This is a genomic window from Streptomyces sp. NBC_01515 (assembly GCF_045040345.1).
Lineage (GTDB): Bacteria > Actinomycetota > Actinomycetes > Streptomycetales > Streptomycetaceae > Streptomyces.
Genome location: NZ_CP109416.1, coordinates 8,851,301 through 8,872,219, shown reverse-complemented (window position 1 = coordinate 8,872,219; position 20,919 = coordinate 8,851,301). Strand labels below are relative to the sequence as shown.

The window sequence follows — 20,919 nt, the reverse complement described above, 5'->3', positions numbered from 1 at the left end:
GATCCGGCGATGATCACAAGACAACGGCTGGCGGCGGGGATCTGTGCCCTGCTCGCCACCCTCACGGCCGGGGTCGCCTTCCCCGCCGGAGCGGTCGCCGACGAGACGGACTCCGCGGCCTCCCCCAAGGTCGAACTCGTGCTGGACGTCAGCGGATCCATGAGCGCCAAGGACATAGACGGCGGCTCACGGATGGCAGCGGCGAAGCAGGCGTTCAACGAGGTGCTCGACGCCACGCCCGAGGAAGTGCAGCTCGGCATCCGCACCTTGGGCGCCAACTACCACGGCAACGACCGGAAGACGGGCTGCAAGGACACCGCGCAGCTCTACCCGGTGGGCACTTTGAACCGCACCGAGGCCAAGGCCGCGGTCGCGACGCTCCAGCCCACCGGCTGGACGCCGATCGGCCCGGCACTGTTGAAGGCGGCGGACGACCTCAACGGCGGTGACGCCACCCGTCGTATCGTCCTGATCAGCGACGGCGAGGACACCTGCCAGCCGCTGGACCCGTGCGAGGTGGCCCGCGAGATCGCGGCCAAGGGCATCGGCCTGACCATCGACACGCTGGGTCTGGTGCCGGACGCCAAGACCCGTGACCAGCTCAGCTGCATCGCGGACGCGACCGGCGGCACGTACACCTCCGTGCAGCACAAGGAGGAACTCTCCGACCGTGTCGGCCAGTTGGTGGACCGCGCCGCCGACCCGGTGGTGACCCCGGTCGCCACCGAGGGCACCGCCCAGTGCACCAGTGCCCCGACCCTCAAGTCCGGTCTGTACACGGACCGCGAGGAGTTCGGCAAGCAGCGCTTCTACCGCGTGGACGTCAACCCCGGCCAGGAGCTGCGCGCTTCGGTGAGCGTCGGCGCCGACCGTGAAGTCAACCCGGACTACGGGGTGTTGCTGCGCGCGGTCACCATGCACGGCCGCGAGATCGTACGCGGCGAGGGCACGGGCAACGGCCGTACGGATGTCATCTCCACCGGCCTGCGCTACCCGAAGGCGGAGAGCGACGACGACAACGCCCCGGCGGAGACCGTCTGTCTGCAGGTCACCAACTCCTTCTCGGCGGCCTCCGGGGTGAAGACCACTCCCGGTCTGCCCCTCGAACTCACCGTGGACGTCGTGGACGGGCCGAGCAAGGCGAGCGACGTGGCCTCCTTCGGCCTCGGCCGCGGCTGGTGGCTCCTCGGCGCCCTCGTGCTGGCCGGCTTCGTCGCGGGTCTGCTCTGGGGCTGGCTGTCCCGCTGGCGTCTCGCGGTCTGGAGGACCAACTGATGCGGATCACACGTGTGTTGAGCACGGCCCTGCTGCTGGCGGGGCTGGCGGCGACGCCCGCGATGGCGGACTCCTCCCCCTCCGCGAGCCCCTCCGACGACAACTCGGCGCCCACCCAGGCGGGCACCTCCTTCCGTACGGCGACGGAACTGGACCAGGGCCAGCAGGCCACCGCGAGCGGCTCCACCGGCGACTACCTGTACTGGTCGTTCGCCGCGGACGCCGGCCAACGCCCCACCGTCAAGGCGACGGTGAAGCTGCCCGACACCCACGCGGGCGAGACCTGGCAGCTCGACGTCTACGACGGGCTGCGGCGCCGTCAGGCCTGCCAGTACGGGGCCTCGACGCGCACCGCAGCGCAGGACGCGACCTCCCTGGACCTGGCGTGCACGCTGCGTACCGTCCGTGCCTGGTCGGAGACTTGGGCCAACGACCCGCTGCCGGGCACGTACTACGTCCGGCTCACGGTCGTGGATCTCCAGTCCTCGGACCTGGGTCTCCCGGTGAGCACCGAGGTGCGGGTGGACTCCAAGGACATCGGCGGTTCGGCGGCGGTGGACGGTTCGCTGGCGCAGCCGCTGACGCCGGGGATCGCGGCCAAGTCGGCTTCGGACGACGACAGTTCGTCGTCGACCTCGGCGGCACTGTCCAGCATCGAGCCCGACGGCGGCTGGTCCTCCGGCTGGTGGTCCGACCGCTGGGTGTGGACCGGCGTGGGCGGCGTACTGGCCGCGCTCGCGGGGATCGGCGGATACGCGCTGACCCGGGGTTCGGGACGACCGAGGCGGGTTCCGCCGCCCGGTATGTAACTCCGTGACGTCTCGTCAGAAGGCCCGCCCACAGCGGGCCTTCTGCCATGTCAGGCCCGACTCACGCCTCCCGCAGCGCCTTCGCGAGCGTGCCGTCGCCGGTCACCTCGACGCGCCCGGCACGCACCGCGTCGGGAAGGCTCAACTCCCCCTGCGCGACGGCCGTACACGTGTCGACACCGAGCACGAGCCGGGCGTCGGGCTCCCGGGGCGCAGGCCCTTCGCCGTAGACCGCCCCGCCCTCCTCCGTTCCCACCCACACGTGGAACTCCCCCTCCTCCAGCCGGACTTCGACCAGCCCCTCCCCCTCCAGCGCCCGCAGCAACGGCAGCGCGAACCAGTGCGCACGCACCGCGTCCGTAGGGCGCCGCTCCCCCAACTCGGGCGCACCCCACGCACCGAGGGCTTGCAGCACGGGCAGCAACTCCCGCCCGCGACCGGTGAGTTCGTAGACGAAAGCGGCACCGGGAGGCGGCAGCCGCCTACGGGTCGTCAACCCGTCCCGCTCCATGTCCTTCAGCCGTGAGGCGAGTACGTCCGTGCTGACACCCGGCAGATCGGCGTGCAGGTCCGTGTAGCGGCGCGGGCCGGCGAGGAGTTCGCGGACGATCAGCAGGGTCCAGCGGTCGCCGACGAGGTCGAGGGCCCGGGCCGCGGAACAGTACTGGTCGTAGCTTCGGCGAGGTGACATGCGACGCAGTCTAGACATGTTGTTGGACTTTCCAAGCTCACACTTGGTAAAACCAAGCAACACACGAAGCCGATGGGGCGAGGGCGCAATGGAGTTCCGGCAGTCGAGCAAGCTCAGCGAGGTCTGTTACGAGATCCGCGGTCCGGTGATCGAGCATGCCAACGCACTGGAGGAGGCAGGCCACAGCGTCCTGCGCCTGAACACCGGCAACCCCGCGCTCTTCGGCTTCGAGGCGCCCGAGGAGATCATCCAGGACATGATCCGGATGCTCCCCCAGGCCCACGGCTACACGGACTCGCGCGGCATCCTCTCCGCCCGCCGCGCGGTCGCCCAGCGCTACCAGACCCTGGGTCTCGAAGTCGACGTGGACGACGTGTTCCTGGGCAACGGCGTCTCCGAGCTGGTCTCCATGGCCGTACAGGCACTGCTGGAGGACGGCGACGAAATCCTCATCCCCGCCCCGGACTTCCCGCTCTGGACGGCGGTGACGACCCTCTCCGGCGGCAAGGCGGTCCACTACCTCTGCGACGAACAGGCCGACTGGTACCCGGACCTGGACGACATGGCGGCGAAGATCACCGACCGTACCAAGGCCGTCGTCATCATCAACCCGAACAACCCCACCGGCGCCGTCTACCCCAAGGAGATCGTCGAGGGCATCCTCGACCTCGCCCGCCGGCACGGCCTGATGGTCTTCGCCGACGAGATCTACGACCAGATCCTCTACGACGACGCCGTGCACCACTCGGCCGCCGCGCTCGCCCCCGACCTGGTCGTCCTCACCTTCTGCGGCCTGTCGAAGACGTACCGCGTCGCCGGCTTCCGCTCGGGCTGGCTGGTGGTGACGGGCCCGAAGCAGCACGCCAAGAACTACCTGGAGGGCCTGACGATGCTGGCCTCCATGCGGCTGTGCCCGAACGCGCCCGCGCAGTACGCCATCCAGGCCGCGCTCGGCGGCCGCCAGTCCATCCGCGACCTGACGGTCCCCGGCGGGCGACTGCACGAACAGCGCAACGTGGTGTGGGAAAAGCTGAACGAGATCCCGGGGGTCTCGTGCGTGAAGCCGAAGGGCGCCCTGTACGCGTTCCCCCGCCTCGACCCCAAGGTGCACAAGATCCACGACGACGAGAAGTTCGTCCTGGACCTGCTGCTCCGGGAGAAGATCCAGGTCGTCCAGGGCACGGGCTTCAACTGGCCGACCCCCGACCACTTCCGCATCCTCACGCTGCCGTACGCGGACGACCTGGAGGCGGCGATCGGCCGGATCGGGCGCTTCCTGGGCGGGTATCGCCAGTAGCAGATACCTCCGCACCGCCCTGGGTAACTCCTCCCCATGACCGACCGCCCCCTGCTGCTCCTCGACGTCGACGGCCCCCTCAACCCGTACGGCGCCCGGTTCCTGCGCCACCGCGGGTATGTCACCCGTCGGCTGTGGCCGGCGAACTGGTCGGCCCGCCAGGAGCCGGGTTCCCGGCGGCTGCGGCGCGGGCTGCGGGTGCGCCTGCACCCCGGGCACGGCGAGCGAATACTGGCCCTGCCGTACGAGCCCGCCTGGGCCACCACCTGGATGCATCAGGCCAACGAGATGATCGCGCCGGTCGTCGGGCTCCCCGGTGACCTCCCGGTGATCGAGTTCACCGACCTGTTCGCCGAGGACCCGGACGGCCTCTACTGGAAGACCCGCCAGATCGTGGCCTGGGCCGCCGGCCGCCCCTTCGTCTGGGTCGACGACCTGGTCACCGACCTGGACGTACGGCATGTAGAGGCACACCACGACGGGCCTGCTCTCCTCCTCAAGGTGGACCCGCGCAGGGGTCTACGGGAGGGCGATTTCGCGACGTTGGAGCGGTGGGCCCATAGCCTGTGAGCCATGGGCGATCTTTTCCTCGTACGGCACGGAGAGACCGAATGGTCCCGGTCGGGGCGGCACACCAGCTCGACCGATGTCCCGCTCACCGCGAAGGGGCGGGAGGAGGCACGCGGACTGGTGCCGCTGATCCGCTCGCACCGGGTCGGCGCCGCGTTCGTCAGCCCCATGCAGCGCGCGCGGGAGACCGCCGAGCTGATCGGGCTCACGGACGTCCGCATCGACGTGGATCTACGGGAGTGGGACTACGGCGGCTACGAGGGCATCACGACCGTCGAGATCCAGCGCACCCGGCCGGACTGGTTCCTGTTCACCGACGGGGTCACGCCCGGACCGCCGGACCATCCCGGGGAGAGCCCGGAGCAGGTGGGCGAGCGCGCCGACCGCGCCCTGGCCGAGGTGGACGCGGCCCTCGCCAACACCGAGGGCGTGGTCGTCCTGGTGGCACACGGCCATTTCCTACGGGTGCTCACCGCGCGGTGGCTCCGGCTGCCGCCGTCGAAGGGCGCGTTGTTCCAGCTCGCGACCGGGACGCTGTGCCGGCTGAGCACGGAGCACGGACGGCCGGTCATCGCCGCCTGGAATGTCAGACCCCCGTCGTAACCTTCGGATGGGACGCGCATACGACGTCCGGGTGGACCGACAGACGGGAGGGAGCACTCCGTGACACGACCGCCGACCGCCGCGCAGCGGCGTGTCATCGACGCCGCCGATCCCGTCACCGGGCGGCTGCGGGGTACGGAGGCTCAGCTCACCGCGCTGGTGAAGCGGGAGCTGGCGTTCCGGCACCCGCGCCCGCCGCACGATCACTTTCTGACGCCGGCGGGGCATCGAATACGGGAGTCGGAACCGGAGATCGCCGAGCCCGCCACCGCTGCCGAAGCCACCGCGACCTCCAACTCCACCACGACCGCCGGGGTGTTCGCCGCGCGCATCGGCGGCGAGGAGGAGACGGGCGTCGCCCCCGCCGCCCGCACCCGTGAAGTGCACAGCGCCTGGCAGGGGTTGCTGGAGCTGCGCCGGATGACGAATCCGGACGGTTCCGTGGAGCGGCCGTGCGGCTGGGAGCGGAGTCATCTGGTGCAGGCCGCCGCGCTCGCCCTGGAGGCGGCCGGGCACCGGCCCGCCGGGCGGGAGACGGAGGGCTACCGGGTGCGTGTGACTCCGCAGCCCGAGGCGGTCGCCGTGCGCGATCCGGACGGGGAGGCGCTGCGCGCGTGTGCGGGGACGCTGGAGCGGGCGGGCTGGCAGGTGAGCGAGCACAAGGAGCCGCGAACGGGGGCGAGTTATCTGCTTGCCTCGCCGCGCCGGACGTGAACGGACCTGACCGGACCTGACCGGCATGCCAAGATCGGTCGGTCAGATCGTCCGTCAGTGCGAGAAGGGAACGCAGTGAGCGAGCCGTTTTCCGTCCCGGTGACCGTCCGCGGATACGAGACCGACAGCCTGGGGCACCTCAATCAGAGCGTGTATCTGCAGTACGCGGAGCACGCCCGCTGGTCGGCGCTGACCGCCGCGGGGGCGGGCCAGCCCGAGTTGATCGCCCAGGGGATCGGGCCGGTCGTCCTGGAGACCACCATCCGCTATCTGCGCGAGCTGCGCGTGGACGAGGAGGTGACGGTGAGCTGCGGCTTCGAGTGGGGCGAGGGCAAGACGTTCCGCGTGCTGCAGACGATCACCAAGGCGGACGGCACGGTCTCCGCGGAGATCGTGTCGACCGGCGGACTGCTGGACCTCCAGAAGCGCAGGCTGGTCACCCAACCGCAGGAGTTCTTCCGGAAGTTGACCACGAATCCGGGCCTGTTCGGGCTCTGAGCCGGTACTACTCCGGCAGCCGCTCGGTGTCGTAGGCCGCACGGGACTCCGCGATGTAGACGCGGTTGCGCTCCGCCCAGTCCGTCAGCCGCAGCAGGGTCTCGTGCAACTCCCGGGCAACCGGGGTGAGTTCGTACTCGACCTTCGGTGGCACCGTCGGGTGCACGGTGCGGGTGACGAGTCCGTCGCGCTCCAGGTTGCGCAGGGTGAGGGTCAGCATGCGGCGACTGATGCCCTCGATGCTGCGCTCCAACTCGGTGAAGCGGATGGGTCCGTGGGCCGCGGCGACCAGGATCTGCACGCTCCATTTGCCGGCGACCCTGTCAAGAACCTCACGGACCGGGCAGGCGTGCGCGTTCACGACCTGGGCGGTAACACCGGTGTTCCCCTGGGACATCCACGTGCCTCCTTACGACGACCTCCATGGTTCCTCACGATGTATTCCGTTACAAGTCGTGCACCTATGGTTCCTATGGATAGCCACGGAGGTCAGACCGTCATGACGGCACTCACCGGGTCCGAGTCGAAGACATCACGGACGCGCCCGTCGCCCCGAACGTACTCCCGCTGGGCGTCCCTCGTCGTCCTGTGTGCCGGGACGTTGATGACGATCCTGGACGGCAACATCGTCACGGTCGCCATGCCCGCGATCCAGAACGACCTCGGCTTCTCGGGGCCGGGGCTCGCCTGGGTCGTCAACGCGTATCTGATCCCGTTCGGTGGACTGCTGCTGCTCGTCGGCCGGTTGGGCGATCTGGTGGGCCGCAAGCGGATGTTCGCGGCGGGGCTCGCCGTGTTCACCGCGGCCTCCGTGCTGTGCGGGGTCGCGACCAGCCAGGGCATGCTGATCGCGGCCCGGGCCGTGCAGGGCGTCGGCGGGGCGATGGCCTCGGCCGTGGTCCTCGGGATGCTGGTCGCGCTCTTCCCCGAACCGCGCGAACAGGCGCGCGCCATCGCGGTGTTCAGCGCGGTCGGTGCCGGGGGCGGAGCGCTCGGCACGTTCCTCGGCGGGGCGCTGACCCAGGCCCTGAACTGGCACTGGATCTTCCTCATCAACCTGCCGATCGGCATCGTGGCGTGGCTCGCGGCCGTCCGCGTCCTCGCCCCGGAACAGGGCGCCGGACTCGGCAAAGGCGCCGACTACCCGGGAGCCGCACTGGTCACCGGCGCGCTGATGCTCACCGTGTACGTCATCATCGGCACCGGCGACCGCTCCCTCTCCGCCACCCTCCTCCTGGCCGCCCTCGCCCTGGCCCTCTTCGTCGCGTTCACCGTCCGCCAGGCCCGGGCCGCCCGCCCGCTGCTGCGCCTCCGTCTTTTCCGCTCCCGCCTCCTGGCCGGGGCGAACGCCGTGCAGATCCTGATGATCGGCACGATGTTCGGCTTCCAGTTCATCGGCGCCCTGTACGTCCAACGGGTGCTCGGCTTCAGCGAGTTGCTCACCGGTACGGCCTTCCTGCCGGCGCCGGTCGCGATCGGCGTGCTCATGCTCGGCCTGTCGGCACGGACCATCGGCCGCTTCGGCGCGTACCGGGTACTACTGGCCGGGCTGGTCCTCATCGTCGCCGGGATGGCCCTGCTGGGCCGCGCCCCCGCCGACGGCTCCTACGTCACGGACGTACTGCCGCCCCTGCTCCTGCTGGCCACCGGGTTCGCCGCCGCGATGCCCGCGCTGACCGGGCTCGCCATGTCGGGGGCACGGGAGGAGGACGCGGGATTGGCCTCCGGACTCTTCAACACCACGCAGGTGGTGGGCGGTTCGCTGGGGCTGGCGGTGCTGTCGACGCTGGCGGCGGGCCGGACCGATGGACTACTCGCCCGGGGTGCGGAGTTGATACCGGCGACTGCGGAGGGGTACCAACTCGCCTTCCGCACGGGCGCGTTGCTCGCGGTGGCCGCCCTGGCGCTGGCGGCGGCGGTGCTGCGATCGGGACGGGGGTGGGTGCGGGTGCGGGGCTGACATCCCCACGGCCGCGCACCCGGGCTCCCATCTCCGCCGACGCCTCCGACCGCCCCACGCGCCCGCCCCGCGTCTCCGCCCTGCGTCCGTGCCTCCGCCCCGCGCCCGCGCCTCCGATCACCCGGCACGCCACACGCCACCGGCCCTCACCTCCGCTCGGGCCGACCCACGCCCGCCCTACACCCCCGTCCGGATCACCCCTCCCCGAACGCCGCCCGGTGGTCCTGGGCCCACTCCCGGTAGGTCCGCGCCGACCGCCCCAGCACCTCCCGTACGTCACCGGTCACGACCTCGTTGCCGCCGTCGCGGACGAACTCCCTGCTGATCTCGGAGGCGTCGATGAACGTGTCGCTGAAGCCCAGCCCCCGCAGGTACTCGCGTGCCTCGGCCGAGGTCAGGTCCCGTACCTCGACCGGGCGGCCGAGGATCCCGGCGAGGACGGCGGCCTGGTCCGGGACGCTGAGCACCTCGGGGCCGGTCAGTGTGTACGTCCGGCCCGAGTGGGCCGGGTCGAGCAGCGCGGCGACCGCCACCTCGGACACATCGCGCGGGTCGACCACCCCTTGGCCACCGGTGCCGCTCGTGTTCGGGACCGGGCTGCCCGAGCGCACGGACGCCGCCCAGCCGAGCGTGTTCGTGGCGAAGGCCGAGGGGCGCAGGATCGTCCACTCCAACTCGCTGTCCCGCACGGCCTGTTCACCGGACACGTGCCAGGTGCCGACCGGTCCGACGGCGGGGTCACCGGCGCCGATTCCGGAGAGCTTCACGATGCGGCGTACGCCCGCCGCCCGTGCCGCCTCCACCAGACCCCGGTCGTGCGCGGAGTCGTCCGGGCCGAACACCCCCACCAGGAAGGCGACTTCGGCGCCGGTCATCGCCGCCTCCACCGAGGCCCGGTCGGCGTGGTGGCCCCGCGCTGCCTCAACTCCCTCCGGGAACTGGGCCTTCGCGGGGTCCCGGGTCAGGGCGCGCACCTTCTCACCGCGCGCCACGAGCTGTCGTACGACTTCACTGCCGATGGTGCCCGTGGCACCCGTAACGAGAATCATGGCCACCACAGTGGGCGGGAAGGCTGCCTGGGTTCTAGGAGATTCCGGCACGTTCGAGGGCCGTGTTCGGACCGGTGGCGCGCTTACCGTGGAGGGGTGACGAACGCCCTGTCGCAGTGGGCCGTGCCCGTGCCCGACGAACTGCGCCCCTGGATCACGCGCGTCGGCGCGCTGCGGCTCGACGCCGTGCCGAAGGAGCCGTTCGTGCATCTCCCGGACGCGGACACGAAGGTGGTCGTGCGGGTCGAGGGGAACGGTCGGCGGAGCGTCCTTGTCGTCGGGCCGCGGGTCCGGGCCACTTACCACGCGGGCAAGCCCCTCGTGTCGTGCGTGGAGGTACGGCTGGCTCCGGGCACGACGCTGCCGCTGCTGGGTGTTCCGGCGGTCGACCTCGTCGGCCGGGCGATGAACCTGGGGGACCTGCCCGACCGGAAGGCCCGCCAACTCGCCGATGATCTGCGCTGGTTGGATCCCGACCCCGAGCGCACGGTGGAGCGGCTCGCGGAGGTCCTCCCCGCGCGGCTCACCGCCGTCACGGACTCCTCGCGCACCGGACTCGTCCGGGCCGGCGTCGACGCGATGTCGATCCGCACCGGACACCTGCCCGGCCCGGTACCCGACGTGGCCCGCGAACTCTCCGTCAGCGAGCGGCAGTTGCGGAACCTGTTCGCCGAGGGGGTCGGCCTCTCCCCCAAGCACTTCGCCCGCATCAACCGCGTCCGCGCGGTACTGGCCCACGCGGCCGAACTCTCCTGGGCCCAACTCGCCGCCGTCACCGGCTACTACGACCAGTCCCACATGACCTCCGACTTCCGCGCCCTGATGGGTGTCCCGCCCCGGTCGTACTTCACGGGACGGCTGCCGGACGCCATGCCCTGCCAGTCGGTCCGACGCGCCTGAACGCGGATGCGGTTCGCCACTCCGGGTGTCTCGACATGAAGACCCCGCACGCCAACCTGCTTGCGTGACAGGGGAATTCACAGTGCCCTGCTAACACCGCCCCACGGCGCTCCCAAGTTGACGCGCGAGTCTCAGCTGCCTTTCAGAATTGTTGTGTATCGCGCCCGCCTTGGAGTCGACGTGCCGTTCTTCCGAAGAAAAGCCACCCGCCGCACCCTGCTCGCCGCCCTCGGCACCGCGGCGATCGCGAGTCAGTGGCCGTCCGCCGACGCCTCGACGACGGGTTCGGCGGGGCTCGACGCCCCGGCGAAGAAGGAGATCGCGATGCGGCTGGTGTCGAGCGCGGAGAACTCCTCCCTGGACTGGGAGGCGCAGTACAAGTACATCGAGGACATCGGCGACGGCCGTGGCTACACCGGCGGGATCATCGGCTTCTGCTCCGGCACCAGCGACATGCTGGCCCTCGTCGAGTTGTACACGAAGCGGGCCCCGGGCAATGTCCTCGCCGGCTATCTGCCCGCACTGCGCGCCGTCAACGGCACTGCCTCACATAAGGGGTTGGCCCCCGGCTTCCCCTCCGCCTGGCGGAAGGCCGCGAAGACCTCCGCCGCGTTCCGCGAGGCGCAGCGCGACGAACGGGACCGCGGCTACTTCGACCCGGCCGTGGTGCGCGCCAAGAAGGACGGGGTGGGCACGCTCGGGCAGTTCGTCTACTACGACGCGATGGTCATGCACGGCCCGGGCACGGACACCCTCGCCTTCGGCGGCATCCGCGCCCGGGCCCGCAAGCACGCGGCCACTCCCACCGACGGCGGCGACGAGACGACGTACCTCAACGCCTTCCTCGACGCCCGTGTCTGGGCGATGAAGCAGGAGGCGGCGCACAGCGACGTGACCCGGGTCGAGACGGCCCAACGGGTGTTCCTGAAACAGGGCAACCTCGACCTGGACACGCCGCTCAAGTGGCAGGTGTACGGGGACAGTTACGAGATCGGCTGACGGGCGAGGGGTACGGCTCCGGTCGTACCCCTGGCCTCGTCGCGGGCCCGGCCGAGGTGGTGGAAGACCAGGTTCAGCGCCACCGCGGCCACACAGCCCGTGGAGATGCCCGAGTCGAGGACGATCCGCACGGTCTGCGGGAAGGCGTGGTAGAAGTCCGGCGCCGTGATCGGGATGATGCCGACGGCCAACGACACCGCCACGATCAGGATGTTGTCGTCCCGCTCCAGGCCCGCCTTGACGAGGGTCTGGATGCCGCTCGCGGCGACCGAGCCGAACAGGACGACGCCCGCTCCGCCCAGCACCGGGCGCGGTACGACGGCGATGAGCGAGGCGGCCATCGGGCACAGGCCCATGAGCACCAGGAAGCCGCCGCCGGTGGCGACGACGTACCGGCTGCGGATGCGGGTCATGGCGACCAGGCCGATGTTCTGGGCGAAGGCGCTGCACATGAAGCCGTTGAAGAGCGGGCTGAGGGCGGAGCCGAGGGTGTCGGCGCGCAGGCCGGCGGCGATGGTCCGTTCGTCGGCGGGGCGGTCGACGATCTCGCCCAACGCCAGCATGTCCGCGGTGGATTCGGTCATCGAGACCACCATCACCACGCACATCGAGACGATCGCGGCGACCTGGAACTGCGGTGCGCCGAAGTGGAAGGGGCTCGGGAAACCGACCACGTCCGCATCCGCGACGGGGCTGAAGTCCGTTGCCCCGAAGGGGATCGCGAGGAGCGTGCCGATCAACAGGCCGAGGAGCACGGCTATTTGCTTCACGAACCCGCGGGTGAAGCGGCGGAGGACCAGGACGATGACGAGCGTGGCGGCGGCGAGACCCAGGTACGTCCGCGAACCGTAGTCGTGTGCCGAGGGGTTCGGTCCCTGCGCCCAGCCGAAGGCAACGGGCAGCAGGGACACGCCTATCAGCGTTATCACGGTGCCGGTGACGACCGGCGGGAAGAAGCGCACCGCCTTGCTGAAGAAGGGGGCGGCGAGGAAGCCGAGGAGGCCGGCGACGATCACCGCGCCGAAGATGACGGGCAGCGCGTCGGACTTGTCCTTGGTGGAGGCCACGATCGCGGTCATGGGGGCGACCCCGGCGAAGGTGACGCCGTTGACGAAGGGCAGCCGGGCACCGATCTTCCAGATGCCGATGGTCTGCAGGAAGGTCGCGAGGCCCGCGGTGAAGAGGCAGGCGCCGGTGAGGAAGGTGAGTTCGGTGCCGGAGAGGCCGACGGCCGCGCCGACGATCAGCGGCGGGGCGACGACTCCCGCGTACATGGCGGCCACGTGTTGGAGGCCCGTGGTGGCCATCTTGAGTGCGGGGAGTTTCTCGTCAACGGGGTGGATGGTCACGGCGGCTCCTCCGGGCGGGTAACACGTCGGCTCTGACGTGGGTTTCAGGAGGTGGTGCGCGGTCGTGCGGGACCGGGACGGAACCCAACAAGGGGCGTGGGTAAGGCCGTTCCGGGGCGCACACAGGCGTGCGCGCCCCGGCCACGGCCACCGGACGAGGGCCGTCCCCCTCACCCGGAGATCTTCAACTGGTCGACCCGGTACGGCGATTCACGCCGACCGCGGTCGCCCCTGCCGGCTCAGCCCTGCGCGGCGATCCGCGCCAGTCGCCGGGCCTCTTCCCGCGTGGAGCGGGCGATCGTGTCCTCGTCGACGTGCAACAGGCGGTTGTTCTCGACGATCTGACGGCCGTTCACGAACGACGCGGTGACCGGGGCCGCCGCGCCGAAGACCAGCGCGGTCACCGGGTCGGCGATCGAGGCATGGGCGAGCGTGTCCAGGTTCCACAGCACCAGGTCGGCGAGCTTGCCCGGCTCCAGGGAGCCGATCTCGCTTGCGCGGCCCAGGACTTGGGCGCCGCCGTACGTTCCGAGGCGCAGCGCCTGGCGGGCGTTGAGGGCCGCTTCGCGGTGGGCGCCGAGGCGGTTGATGAGGAGGGCGTTGCGCAGCTCGGTGTGGAGTTCGCCGGACTCGTTCGAGGCGGTGCCGTCGACGCCGAGGCCGACCGGGACGCCGGCGGCGAGCATGTCGGGGACACGGGCGATACCGGCGGCGAGGCGGGCGTTGGAGGAAGGACAGTGGGCGACACCGGTCTTCGTGCGGGCGAAGGCGGCGATGTCGGAGTCGTTCATGTGGACGCAGTGCGCCATCCACACGTCCTCGCCGAGCCAGCCGGTGGACTCGAAGTAGTCGGTCGGGCCCATGCCGAACAGCTCCTTGCAGAACTGCTCCTCCTCGACGGTCTCCGAGCCGTGCGTGTGCAGCCGTACTCCGAGCCGGCGGGCCAACTCGGCGCCCTGCTTGAGGAGTTCGGTCGACACGGAGAACGGTGAGCAGGGGGCCACGGCCACCTGGGTCATCGCGTCGAAGGAGGCGTCGTGGTGCTCCCGTACCGTCGCCTCGGTCGCGGCGAGGGCGCCCTCCAGGGTCTCGACGGCGAAGTCCGGGGGCAGGCCGCCGTCCTTCTCGCTGCGGTCCATGGAGCCCCGGGCCAGCGTGAAGCGGACGCCCATCTCGCGGGCGGCGCCGATGATCGCGCCGGAGAGGTCGCCGGAGCCCTTCGGGAAGACGTAGTGGTGGTCCATCGCGGTGGTGACACCGCCGCGGGCCATCATCGCGAGGGAGCCCTGCGCGGCGGCTCGGACCATCGGCTCGTCGATGCGCGCCCAGGTCGGGTACAGCGCGACGAGCCAGTCGAAGAGGTTGTGGTCGGTGGCCAGGCCCCGGGTGATCCACTGGTAGAAGTGGTGGTGGGTGTTGACCAGGCCGGGGGTCACCAGGTGGCCCGACGCGTCGATACGGCGTACGACGTTCTCCAGGCCCTCGGGCGCCGGGCCCGCGCCGAGGGACTCGATGCGGTTGCCGACGACGACGAGGTGACCGGTGGCGTACTCCGTGTCGTCGGCGTCGACGGTCGCGATCGAACAGTTCTCGATGACGATGCGCTGAACTGCCGCCATGGTTCGTCCTATTCACTGTGTGGAACGGGCACGGCAGGACCCGGGGATTTGAGTACCGCGGCCCGCACGGGACGGGCGGGCCACGGGTGCCGCAGGTGAACCGACCGAAAGGGCGCCGGTCCAGAGGGAGTTGCTCAGAGGTTGGTGAGATCCACCGGGATCTTCGGCTCGCAGCCGTCCCGCAGGATCGTCGCCTCGATCAGGCCGTAGGGCCGGTCGGCGGCGAAGTACACAGCACCGTCTTCGGTCGCGTTCTTCAGCCCGAACGGCTCCAAGTCCACAAGGAAATGGTGCTTGTTGGGGAGGGAGAAGCGGACCTCGTCTATCTCGCTGCGGTTGTTGATGATCCGCGAACCCATTTGGTACAGGGTCTGCTGGAGCGACAGCGAGTACGTCTCGGCGAAGGCCTGGAGCATGTGCTTCCTCACCTGCTCGTACGACTTCTCCCAACTCGGCATCTTCTGCTCGTCGTCGGACCAGTTGAAGCGCCAGCGGGCGGAGACCTGGGTGGCCAGGATGCGGTCGTAGGCCTCGGGGAGGGTCGTGTACTTGTCCTTGACGTAGCCCCAGAACTCGGAGTTGGTCGAGTTCATCACGACGAGGTCCTTGAGGCCGGATATGACCTCCCAGTTCTCACCGTCGTAGGTGATCTGGGTGACCCGGGTCTCCTGGCCCTTGCGGACGAAGGAGTGCTTGACCTCGTCGGCGCCGATGAACTGGGAGTTGGCGTCGGAGGTGTCGATCCGCTCCCAGGAGTACTCCTCGATGCGGATGCGCGCGGTCCTGATCGGCTCCTGGCTGGTCACGAAGTGCCGGGCGAGGTGGATGCCGAACTGCTCGGCGGACTCGATGCCGTGCTCCTTGGCGAACGCGTACACCGTGTTCTTGGTGGTGTCGGTCGGCAGCACGTTGGCGTTCGAGCCGGAGTAGTGGACCTCGTCCATGTCGCCGCTCAGCGACACGGACACGTTGAGGTCCTTGATGTGGTGGGTGGCGCCGTCCCGCGTGATCTTGACGACTCGGTTCTCGGCCTTGCCGTACTGGTTCTGGCCCAGGATCGTAGGCATGTGTCTGCTAGCTCCCTCGGTATACGGAGTAGCCGAACGGGTTGAGCAGCAGCGGTACGTGGTAGTGCTCGCCGGGCTTCACGGCGAAGGTGATCGCCACTTCCGGGAAGAACACTCCGGTCGTCGCACCGCTGTCCCGATTCGCGGGGGCGTCCTGCTGCGCATCGGCTTGCTTCTTTTCGAAATACGGCTCCACGGCGAAGTCGAGCCGTACGTGTGTGGTGTCCGCCGGCGGCGCGGGGAGGTCCTTGCACCGGCCGTCCGCGTCGGTGGCCGAACCTCCGAGCGGCTGCCACTCCTCCAACGGGCCGCTCCGGGCGGCGAGTTGGACGGCGACACCCTCGGCGGGGCGGCCGACGCTGGTGTCCAGGATGTGCGTGGACACCGAGGCGGTGGTGCTGGTGCTCATGCGCGGGCTTCCTCTTCGACGATGCGGGCGAGCCGGATGCGGTTGATCTTGCCCAACTCGGTGCGGACGATCTCGCGTTCCCGCTCCGGCGCGTTGCCGATCCGTTCCCTGACCGCGTCGCGCATCTGCTCGCCGGTGCGGCCGGTGGCGCAGATCAGGAAGACATGGCCGAACTTCTCCTGGTACGCCAGGTTCAGGTCGAGCATCTCCGCCCTGAGGTCCTCGGAGGCACCCGCCATGCCGCGCTGCTCGCGGGCGGAGGTGGGGTCACCGGGCTTGGGCCGGCCGATCGGCGGGTGACCGGCCATCGCCTCGGCCAGGTCGTCGGCGGTCAACTCCGCCATCGCGGAGTCGCTCGCGGCGTAGAGGTCCTCGGATCCGGCGTACGGACGGGCGGCGAGCAGCCGCCGCGCCCACGCCGTGGAGGCACACGCGTCAAGGAGCGCGGCGAACGCCGCGTGCTCCTCCAGAACGTTGAACCGGACGAGCCCCGGCGGCATGGAAGTCGAAGTCACGGGGGCCTCCGTGGCCTTGTGCTGAACGGGCTGCCCAGTAGCTAACGCCCCACGGAACACCACGTCAACACTTTGTTGAAAATTCCGGGTAACAAAGCCCCCGGAGTCTCCCGAAGGGCCCGCTCAGGCCTCTTTCTCCCGGTTGAGGTAGTTGTACACGGTGAACCGGCTGACCCCGAGGGCGCTCGCCACGGTCTCCACTCCGTGCCGGACCGAGAAGGCGCCGCGCGCCTCCAGGATCCGTACGACCTCCTGCTTGGCCTTGCGGTCGAGGTCCGCGAGGGGCTTGCCCTTCTTGCGTTCCATGGCGGCCAGGATGTGGTCGAGCGAGTCCGCGAGCTGCGGCAGGCGTACGGCGACCACGTCCGCGCCCTCCCAGGCGAGCACGACGTCGTCGGGGCCGGCCTCGTCGGGCGGGAGCATCTCGCCGCCCATCGCGTCGACCAGCGGCTTCACGGCCGTGATGAACGGCTCGTCCGCGATACCGGTCACCGGTCGCCCTCGCCGATCACGTTGAGCTGGAGCGAGACCCGGGTCGCGCCGGCCTCCAGGGTCCTGCGCAGCAGCGCGTCGACGGCGGTGAGCACCGCGTCGGCACCACCCTCGGCCGTGTTGCCGAACGGCCCGACGTCCACGGCGTCCAGCTCCGCAGCCTCGATGACCTCCCGGGCCACCAGCGCATGCGCGGGCGCCTCGTCGAGATCGAAGGGCTCTGTCGTGAACTCCACTCGCAATCGCACGCGCACAACCTAACGCGCGGTGCCGTTTTCCGCCGAGCCCCCTTGACAAGCTCCGACACCCGACGGCAATCTTCCATTAGACAGAAACGATATTCCGTAATACGGAATATCAAGACGCCACCCGACACGGAAGGGAGCGCGACCCCGATGGGATTCGCAGACCAGCGCTTCAACGTCAACCTGTCGATCCTCTTCACCGAACTCCCGCTCCTGGAGCGCCCCGCGGCCGCCGCCGCGGCCGGCTTCACCGCGGTCGAGCTGTGGTGGCCCTGGGTCGACTCCCCCACCCCCGAGCAGTCCCAACTCGACGCGCTCAAGCGGGCGTTGGAGGACGCGGGCGTCCAGCTCACCGGCCTGAACTTCTACGCCGGACAGCTCCCCGGCCCCGACCGCGGCGCCCTGTCGATCCCCGGCGAGGAGTCGGCGAGGTTCCGCGCGAACATCGACGTGGCCGCCGACTTCGCCCACTCGCTCGGCGCTACGGCTCTCAACGCGCTCTACGGCAACCGCGTCGCCGGCGTGGACCCCGCCGAGCAGGACGCGCTCGCGCTGGAGAACCTGGTCCTCGCGGCCCGCGCCGCCGACCGGATCGGCGCGGTCCTGCTGATCGAGGCCCTGAACAAGCCCGAGTCGCCGCTGTACCCGCTCGTCAGCGCGCCCGCCGCCGTGGACGTCGTCGACAAGGTCAACGCCGCGTCCGGCCTCGGCAACACGCGCTTCCTCATGGACCTCTACCACCTGTCCATGAACGGCGAGGAACTCCCGTCCGTGATCGAGCGGTTCGCCGCGAAGACCGGCCATGTGCAGATCGCGGACAACCCGGGCCGCGGCGCCCCCGGCACCGGCACGCTCCAACTGGAAGACCTCCTCGACCAGTTGAGGAAGGCCGGTTACGACGGCTGGGTGGGCCTGGAGTACAAGCCCGGCGACCGCCCGAGCGCCGAGGCCTTCGACTGGCTCCCGCGCGCCGCGCGCTGAACTCCCCGACGCAGCAGAGCAGTTAGAGAGGCACCCGTATGAGCAAGCTCCCCAAGGTCACTTGGATAGGCCTCGGCATCATGGGCTCCCCCATGTCCGAGAACCTGATCAAGGCGGGTTACGACGTCACCGGATTCACCCTGGAACAGGACAAGTTGGAGCGCCTGACCGCCGCCGGCGGCACCGCGGCCGGTTCCATCGCCGAGGCCGTGCGGGACGCCGACGTGGTGATCACCATGGTGCCCGCGTCCCCGCAGGTCGAGGCCATCGCCTACGGCCCTGACGGCATCCTGGAGAACGCCCGCGCCGGCACCCTCCTGATCGACATGTCGTCGATCACCCCACAGACCTCCGTGGACCTGGCAAAAGCCGCCGCGGAGAAGGGAGTTCGGGTCCTGGACGCTCCCGTGTCCGGCGGTGAGGCCGGTGCGATCGAGGCAGTGCTGTCCATCATGGTCGGCGGCGGACAGTCCGACTTCGAGGAGGCCGAGCCGATCTTCGACGCGCTCGGCCGGACCATCGTGCTGTGCGGTCCGCACGGCTCGGGCCAGACCGTGAAGGCCGCCAACCAGCTGATCGTCGCCGTGAACATCCAGGCGTGCGCCGAGGCCGTGGTCTTCCTGGAGAAGTCGGGCGTGGACTTGGCGGCGGCCCTCGACGTCCTCAACGGCGGGCTCGCGGGCTCCACCGTGCTGACGCGGAAGAAGGACAACTTCCTCAACCGCGACTTCAAACCGGGCTTCCGGATCGACCTGCACCACAAGGACATGGGCATCGTCACGGACGCGGCCCGCAACGTCGGCGCGGCGCTGCCCGTGGGTGCGGTGGTGGCGCAGCTGGTCGCGAGCCTGCGTGCGCAGGGCGACGGCGGGCTCGACCACTCGGCGCTGCTGCGCGCCGTGGAACGCCTGTCGGGCGCGCGGCTCTAGCACCCCCCAGACCCCGGGCGGCGCCGTCGCTGACAACTGTCCTGTCGCGCCCAGGCGTTGGCGCCGCCCGGAACCATGCCCACCAGTTCAACGAATTCGACGAGTTCAACGAATCATCGAGGATTGCTCCCCATGTCGAAGCGCGTGCTCACGACCGAGTCCGGCGCCCCGGTCGCCGACAACCAGAACTCCGCCTCCGCCGGCATCGGCGGCCCGCTCCTCCTCCAGGACCAGCACCTCCTGGAGAAGTTGGCCCGCTTCAACCGCGAGCGCATCCCGGAGCGGGTGGTGCACGCCAGGGGCTCCGGCGCGTACGGCTACTTCGAAGTCACCGACGACGTCACCGGCTTCACCCACGCCGACTTCCTGAACACGGTCGGCAAGCGCACCGAGGTGTTCCTGCGCTTCTCCACGGTCGCCGACTCACTCGGCGGCGCGGACGCGGTGCGCGACCCGCGCGGCTTCGCGGTCAAGTTCTATACGGAGCAGGGGAATTACGACCTGGTCGGGAACAACACCCCGGTGTTCTTCATCAAGGACCCCATAAAGTTCCCGGACTTCATCCACTCGCAGAAGCGCGACCCTTTCACGGGGCGTCAAGAGCCGGACAACGTATGGGACTTCTGGGCGCACAGCCCCGAGGCCACGCACCAGGTGACCTGGCTGATGGGCGACCGCGGCATCCCGGCGTCGTACCGCCACATGAACGGCTACGGCTCGCACACCTATCAGTGGACGAACGCGGAGGGCGAGGCGTTCTTCGTCAAGTACCACTTCAAGACGAACCAGGGCGTGCGCAGCCTGTCTTCCGGCCAGGCGGCGGAGATCGCGGGCAAGAACCCCAACTCCCACCAGACGGACCTGCTTCAGGCCATCGAGCGGGGCGTGAACCCGTCCTGGACGCTGCACGTCCAGCTCATGCCGGCGGCGGACGCGGCGGAGTACCGCTTCAACCCGTTCGACGTCACCAAGGTGTGGCCGCACCGCGACTACCCGCTCCAGCGGGTGGGCCGGCTGGTGTTGGACCGCAACCCGGACAACGTGTTCGCCGAGGTCGAGCAGGCCGCGTTCTCCCCGAACAACTTCGTGCCGGGTATCGGCCCTTCGCCCGACAAGATGCTCCAGGGCCGCCTGTTCGCCTACGCGGACGCGCACCGCTACCGCCTGGGCGTCAACCACACCCTGCTGGCGGTGAACGCCCCGAAGGCGACGACGGCGCGGAACTACGGCCGGGACGGCTTCATGGCGTCCAACTCCACCTCCCAGGGCCGCGCGGCGAAGAACTACGAGCCGAACTCCTACGACGGTCCCGCCGAGACCGGCCGCGCCCTGTCGGCCCCGCTGCCGGTCACCGGCTACACGGGCACGCACGAGGCTCCGCAGCACACCAAGGACGACGACTTCTACCAGGCGGGCGAGTTGTACCGCCTGATGTCGCCCGAGGAGCGGTCCCGCCTCGTCGCGAACATCGCCGGCGGCCTCGCCCAGGTCTCCCGCGACGACGTGATCGAGAAGAACCTCGCCCACTTCCACGCCGCCGGCCCGGAGTACGGCCGACGCGTGGAGGAGGCGGTCCACGCCCTGCGCGAGGACTGAACCGGAGACCGAAGAACCGAAAAACTCCACAGACGGCCCGTGTGTGCCGGACGACCCGGATGAGGGGTGGTCGGCGGCACCGCACGGGCAGGGCCAGGACCGCGGCGGAATGCGAGCCAGTGCGGTGGTGAAGGTTCCAGGGGCTACTTCTCGACCTGAGGGAAGAAGCACCCCGGTCCCGTCGCGACCGCCGCGGTCCCAGCCGAAGGCTTTTACGCAGGGCTCCCCGAGGGCTCCCCTTTCGGCAGAGCGGAGAGGCTCCCTCTCCAGTCCACAGACTCCGTCCGGCGGCGCGAATGTCCTGTCGCGCCCAGCCTCGCGCCGTCGGATGGCCACCACGACGAGCGCCGGA

At 70.0% G+C, this 20,919-nt stretch carries 23 protein-coding genes; 13 read left to right on the top strand and 10 right to left on the bottom strand.

Annotation, left to right across the window (positions count from 1 at the left end; genetic code table 11):
• The first annotated feature begins 9 nt into the window (after positions 1 to 9).
• Complete coding sequence (locus tag OG407_RS39685; RefSeq protein ID WP_405864858.1) at positions 10 to 1,275, top strand: VWA domain-containing protein; 1,266 nt, start codon at positions 10 to 12, stop codon at positions 1,273 to 1,275.
• Positions 1,275 to 2,084, top strand: a complete 810-nt coding sequence (locus OG407_RS39680; RefSeq protein WP_405864856.1) for a hypothetical protein — start codon at positions 1,275 to 1,277, stop codon at positions 2,082 to 2,084. Before OG407_RS39685 ends, OG407_RS39680 begins: the two co-directional genes overlap by 1 nt.
• 61 nt (positions 2,085 to 2,145) lie before the next feature.
• Here the strand turns inward: OG407_RS39680 and OG407_RS39675 are convergent, their stop codons facing one another.
• Positions 2,146 to 2,775 (bottom strand): winged helix-turn-helix transcriptional regulator, encoded by a 630-nt coding sequence (locus OG407_RS39675; protein WP_405864854.1) that lies wholly within the window; start codon positions 2,773 to 2,775, stop codon positions 2,146 to 2,148.
• A gap of 88 nt (positions 2,776 to 2,863) precedes the next feature.
• Here OG407_RS39675 and OG407_RS39670 point away from each other — a divergent pair, with 88 nt between their 5' ends.
• The 5 genes from OG407_RS39670 to OG407_RS39650 all read left to right on the top strand — a co-directional run bounded on the left by OG407_RS39670 (position 2,864) and on the right by OG407_RS39650 (position 6,457).
• Entirely contained in the window at positions 2,864 to 4,072 is a 1,209-nt protein-coding gene (locus tag OG407_RS39670) for a pyridoxal phosphate-dependent aminotransferase (protein ID WP_317887857.1), read from the top strand.
• Between the two features lie 36 nt (positions 4,073 to 4,108).
• On the top strand, positions 4,109 to 4,642 hold the full coding sequence (locus tag OG407_RS39665; protein WP_405864852.1) for an HAD domain-containing protein: 534 nt from the start codon (positions 4,109 to 4,111) through the stop codon (positions 4,640 to 4,642).
• 3 nt (positions 4,643 to 4,645) lie between these two features.
• Positions 4,646 to 5,245: a histidine phosphatase family protein gene (locus OG407_RS39660; protein ID WP_405864850.1), complete on the top strand. Its 600-nt coding sequence runs from the start codon at positions 4,646 to 4,648 to the stop codon at positions 5,243 to 5,245.
• A gap of 60 nt (positions 5,246 to 5,305) precedes the next feature.
• Complete coding sequence (locus tag OG407_RS39655) at positions 5,306 to 5,959, top strand: hypothetical protein (protein ID WP_405864848.1); 654 nt, start codon at positions 5,306 to 5,308, stop codon at positions 5,957 to 5,959.
• A gap of 75 nt (positions 5,960 to 6,034) precedes the next feature.
• Positions 6,035 to 6,457, top strand: a complete 423-nt coding sequence (locus OG407_RS39650; protein WP_405864846.1) for an acyl-CoA thioesterase — start codon at positions 6,035 to 6,037, stop codon at positions 6,455 to 6,457.
• 7 nt (positions 6,458 to 6,464) lie between these two features.
• On the opposite strand, the gene OG407_RS39645 is transcribed toward OG407_RS39650, so the two are convergent.
• Positions 6,465 to 6,854: a winged helix-turn-helix transcriptional regulator gene (locus tag OG407_RS39645; protein ID WP_405864844.1), complete on the bottom strand. Its 390-nt coding sequence runs from the start codon at positions 6,852 to 6,854 to the stop codon at positions 6,465 to 6,467.
• Between the two features lie 102 nt (positions 6,855 to 6,956).
• On the opposite strand from OG407_RS39645, the gene OG407_RS39640 reads away from it, so the two are divergent.
• Complete coding sequence (locus OG407_RS39640; RefSeq protein WP_405864842.1) at positions 6,957 to 8,417, top strand: MFS transporter; 1,461 nt, start codon at positions 6,957 to 6,959, stop codon at positions 8,415 to 8,417.
• 194 nt (positions 8,418 to 8,611) lie between these two features.
• Here OG407_RS39640 and OG407_RS39635 read toward each other — a convergent pair whose 3' ends face one another.
• Positions 8,612 to 9,466 (bottom strand): NAD(P)H-binding protein, encoded by an 855-nt coding sequence (locus tag OG407_RS39635; protein WP_405864840.1) that lies wholly within the window; start codon positions 9,464 to 9,466, stop codon positions 8,612 to 8,614.
• Between the two features lie 96 nt (positions 9,467 to 9,562).
• Between OG407_RS39635 and OG407_RS39630 the strand changes: the two genes are divergently transcribed.
• The gene (locus OG407_RS39630; RefSeq protein ID WP_405864838.1) at positions 9,563 to 10,366 is read left to right on the top strand and encodes a helix-turn-helix domain-containing protein; all 804 of its coding nucleotides are present in this window, start codon (positions 9,563 to 9,565) and stop codon (positions 10,364 to 10,366) included.
• A 180-nt stretch (positions 10,367 to 10,546) separates the two neighbouring features.
• A complete protein-coding gene (locus OG407_RS39625; protein WP_405864836.1) occupies positions 10,547 to 11,365 on the top strand; it encodes a chitosanase in 819 nt (272 codons plus the stop codon).
• On the opposite strand, the gene OG407_RS39620 is transcribed toward OG407_RS39625, so the two are convergent.
• The 7 genes from OG407_RS39620 to OG407_RS39590 all read right to left on the bottom strand — a co-directional run bounded on the left by OG407_RS39620 (position 11,350) and on the right by OG407_RS39590 (position 17,064).
• On the bottom strand, positions 11,350 to 12,714 hold the full coding sequence (locus OG407_RS39620; protein ID WP_405864834.1) for a nucleobase:cation symporter-2 family protein: 1,365 nt from the start codon (positions 12,712 to 12,714) through the stop codon (positions 11,350 to 11,352). The genes OG407_RS39625 and OG407_RS39620 overlap by 16 nt on opposite strands.
• Positions 12,715 to 12,953: 239 nt before the next feature.
• Positions 12,954 to 14,333, bottom strand: coding sequence for an 8-oxoguanine deaminase (locus tag OG407_RS39615; protein ID WP_405864832.1), 1,380 nt, complete (start codon positions 14,331 to 14,333; stop codon positions 12,954 to 12,956).
• A gap of 134 nt (positions 14,334 to 14,467) precedes the next feature.
• Positions 14,468 to 15,400 carry a factor-independent urate hydroxylase gene (gene pucL / locus OG407_RS39610; protein ID WP_405864830.1) on the bottom strand — a complete coding sequence of 311 codons (933 nt, stop codon included), beginning with the start codon at positions 15,398 to 15,400 and terminating at the stop codon, positions 14,468 to 14,470.
• Positions 15,401 to 15,407: 7 nt separating this feature from the next.
• Positions 15,408 to 15,809: a hydroxyisourate hydrolase gene (uraH, locus tag OG407_RS39605; protein ID WP_405864828.1), complete on the bottom strand. Its 402-nt coding sequence runs from the start codon at positions 15,807 to 15,809 to the stop codon at positions 15,408 to 15,410.
• Positions 15,806 to 16,324, bottom strand: a complete 519-nt coding sequence (gene uraD / locus OG407_RS39600; RefSeq protein WP_405864826.1) for a 2-oxo-4-hydroxy-4-carboxy-5-ureidoimidazoline decarboxylase — start codon at positions 16,322 to 16,324, stop codon at positions 15,806 to 15,808. The genes uraH and uraD overlap by 4 nt, the downstream gene beginning before the upstream one ends.
• 123 nt (positions 16,325 to 16,447) lie before the next feature.
• Entirely contained in the window at positions 16,448 to 16,816 is a 369-nt protein-coding gene (locus tag OG407_RS39595; RefSeq protein WP_405864824.1) for a helix-turn-helix domain-containing protein, read from the bottom strand.
• Positions 16,813 to 17,064 carry a hypothetical protein gene (locus tag OG407_RS39590; protein WP_328677005.1) on the bottom strand — a complete coding sequence of 84 codons (252 nt, stop codon included), beginning with the start codon at positions 17,062 to 17,064 and terminating at the stop codon, positions 16,813 to 16,815. The genes OG407_RS39595 and OG407_RS39590 overlap by 4 nt, the downstream gene beginning before the upstream one ends.
• A 147-nt stretch (positions 17,065 to 17,211) precedes the next feature.
• On the opposite strand from OG407_RS39590, the gene OG407_RS39585 reads away from it, so the two are divergent.
• From OG407_RS39585 to OG407_RS39575, 3 genes are all read left to right on the top strand, one after another.
• Positions 17,212 to 18,042 carry a TIM barrel protein gene (locus OG407_RS39585; RefSeq protein ID WP_405864822.1) on the top strand — a complete coding sequence of 277 codons (831 nt, stop codon included), beginning with the start codon at positions 17,212 to 17,214 and terminating at the stop codon, positions 18,040 to 18,042.
• Between the two features lie 38 nt (positions 18,043 to 18,080).
• Positions 18,081 to 18,971: a 2-hydroxy-3-oxopropionate reductase gene (locus tag OG407_RS39580; RefSeq protein WP_405864820.1), complete on the top strand. Its 891-nt coding sequence runs from the start codon at positions 18,081 to 18,083 to the stop codon at positions 18,969 to 18,971.
• A 132-nt stretch (positions 18,972 to 19,103) separates the two neighbouring features.
• Positions 19,104 to 20,567, top strand: a complete 1,464-nt coding sequence (locus OG407_RS39575) for a catalase (RefSeq protein ID WP_405864818.1) — start codon at positions 19,104 to 19,106, stop codon at positions 20,565 to 20,567.
• Positions 20,568 to 20,919 lie beyond the last annotated feature (352 nt).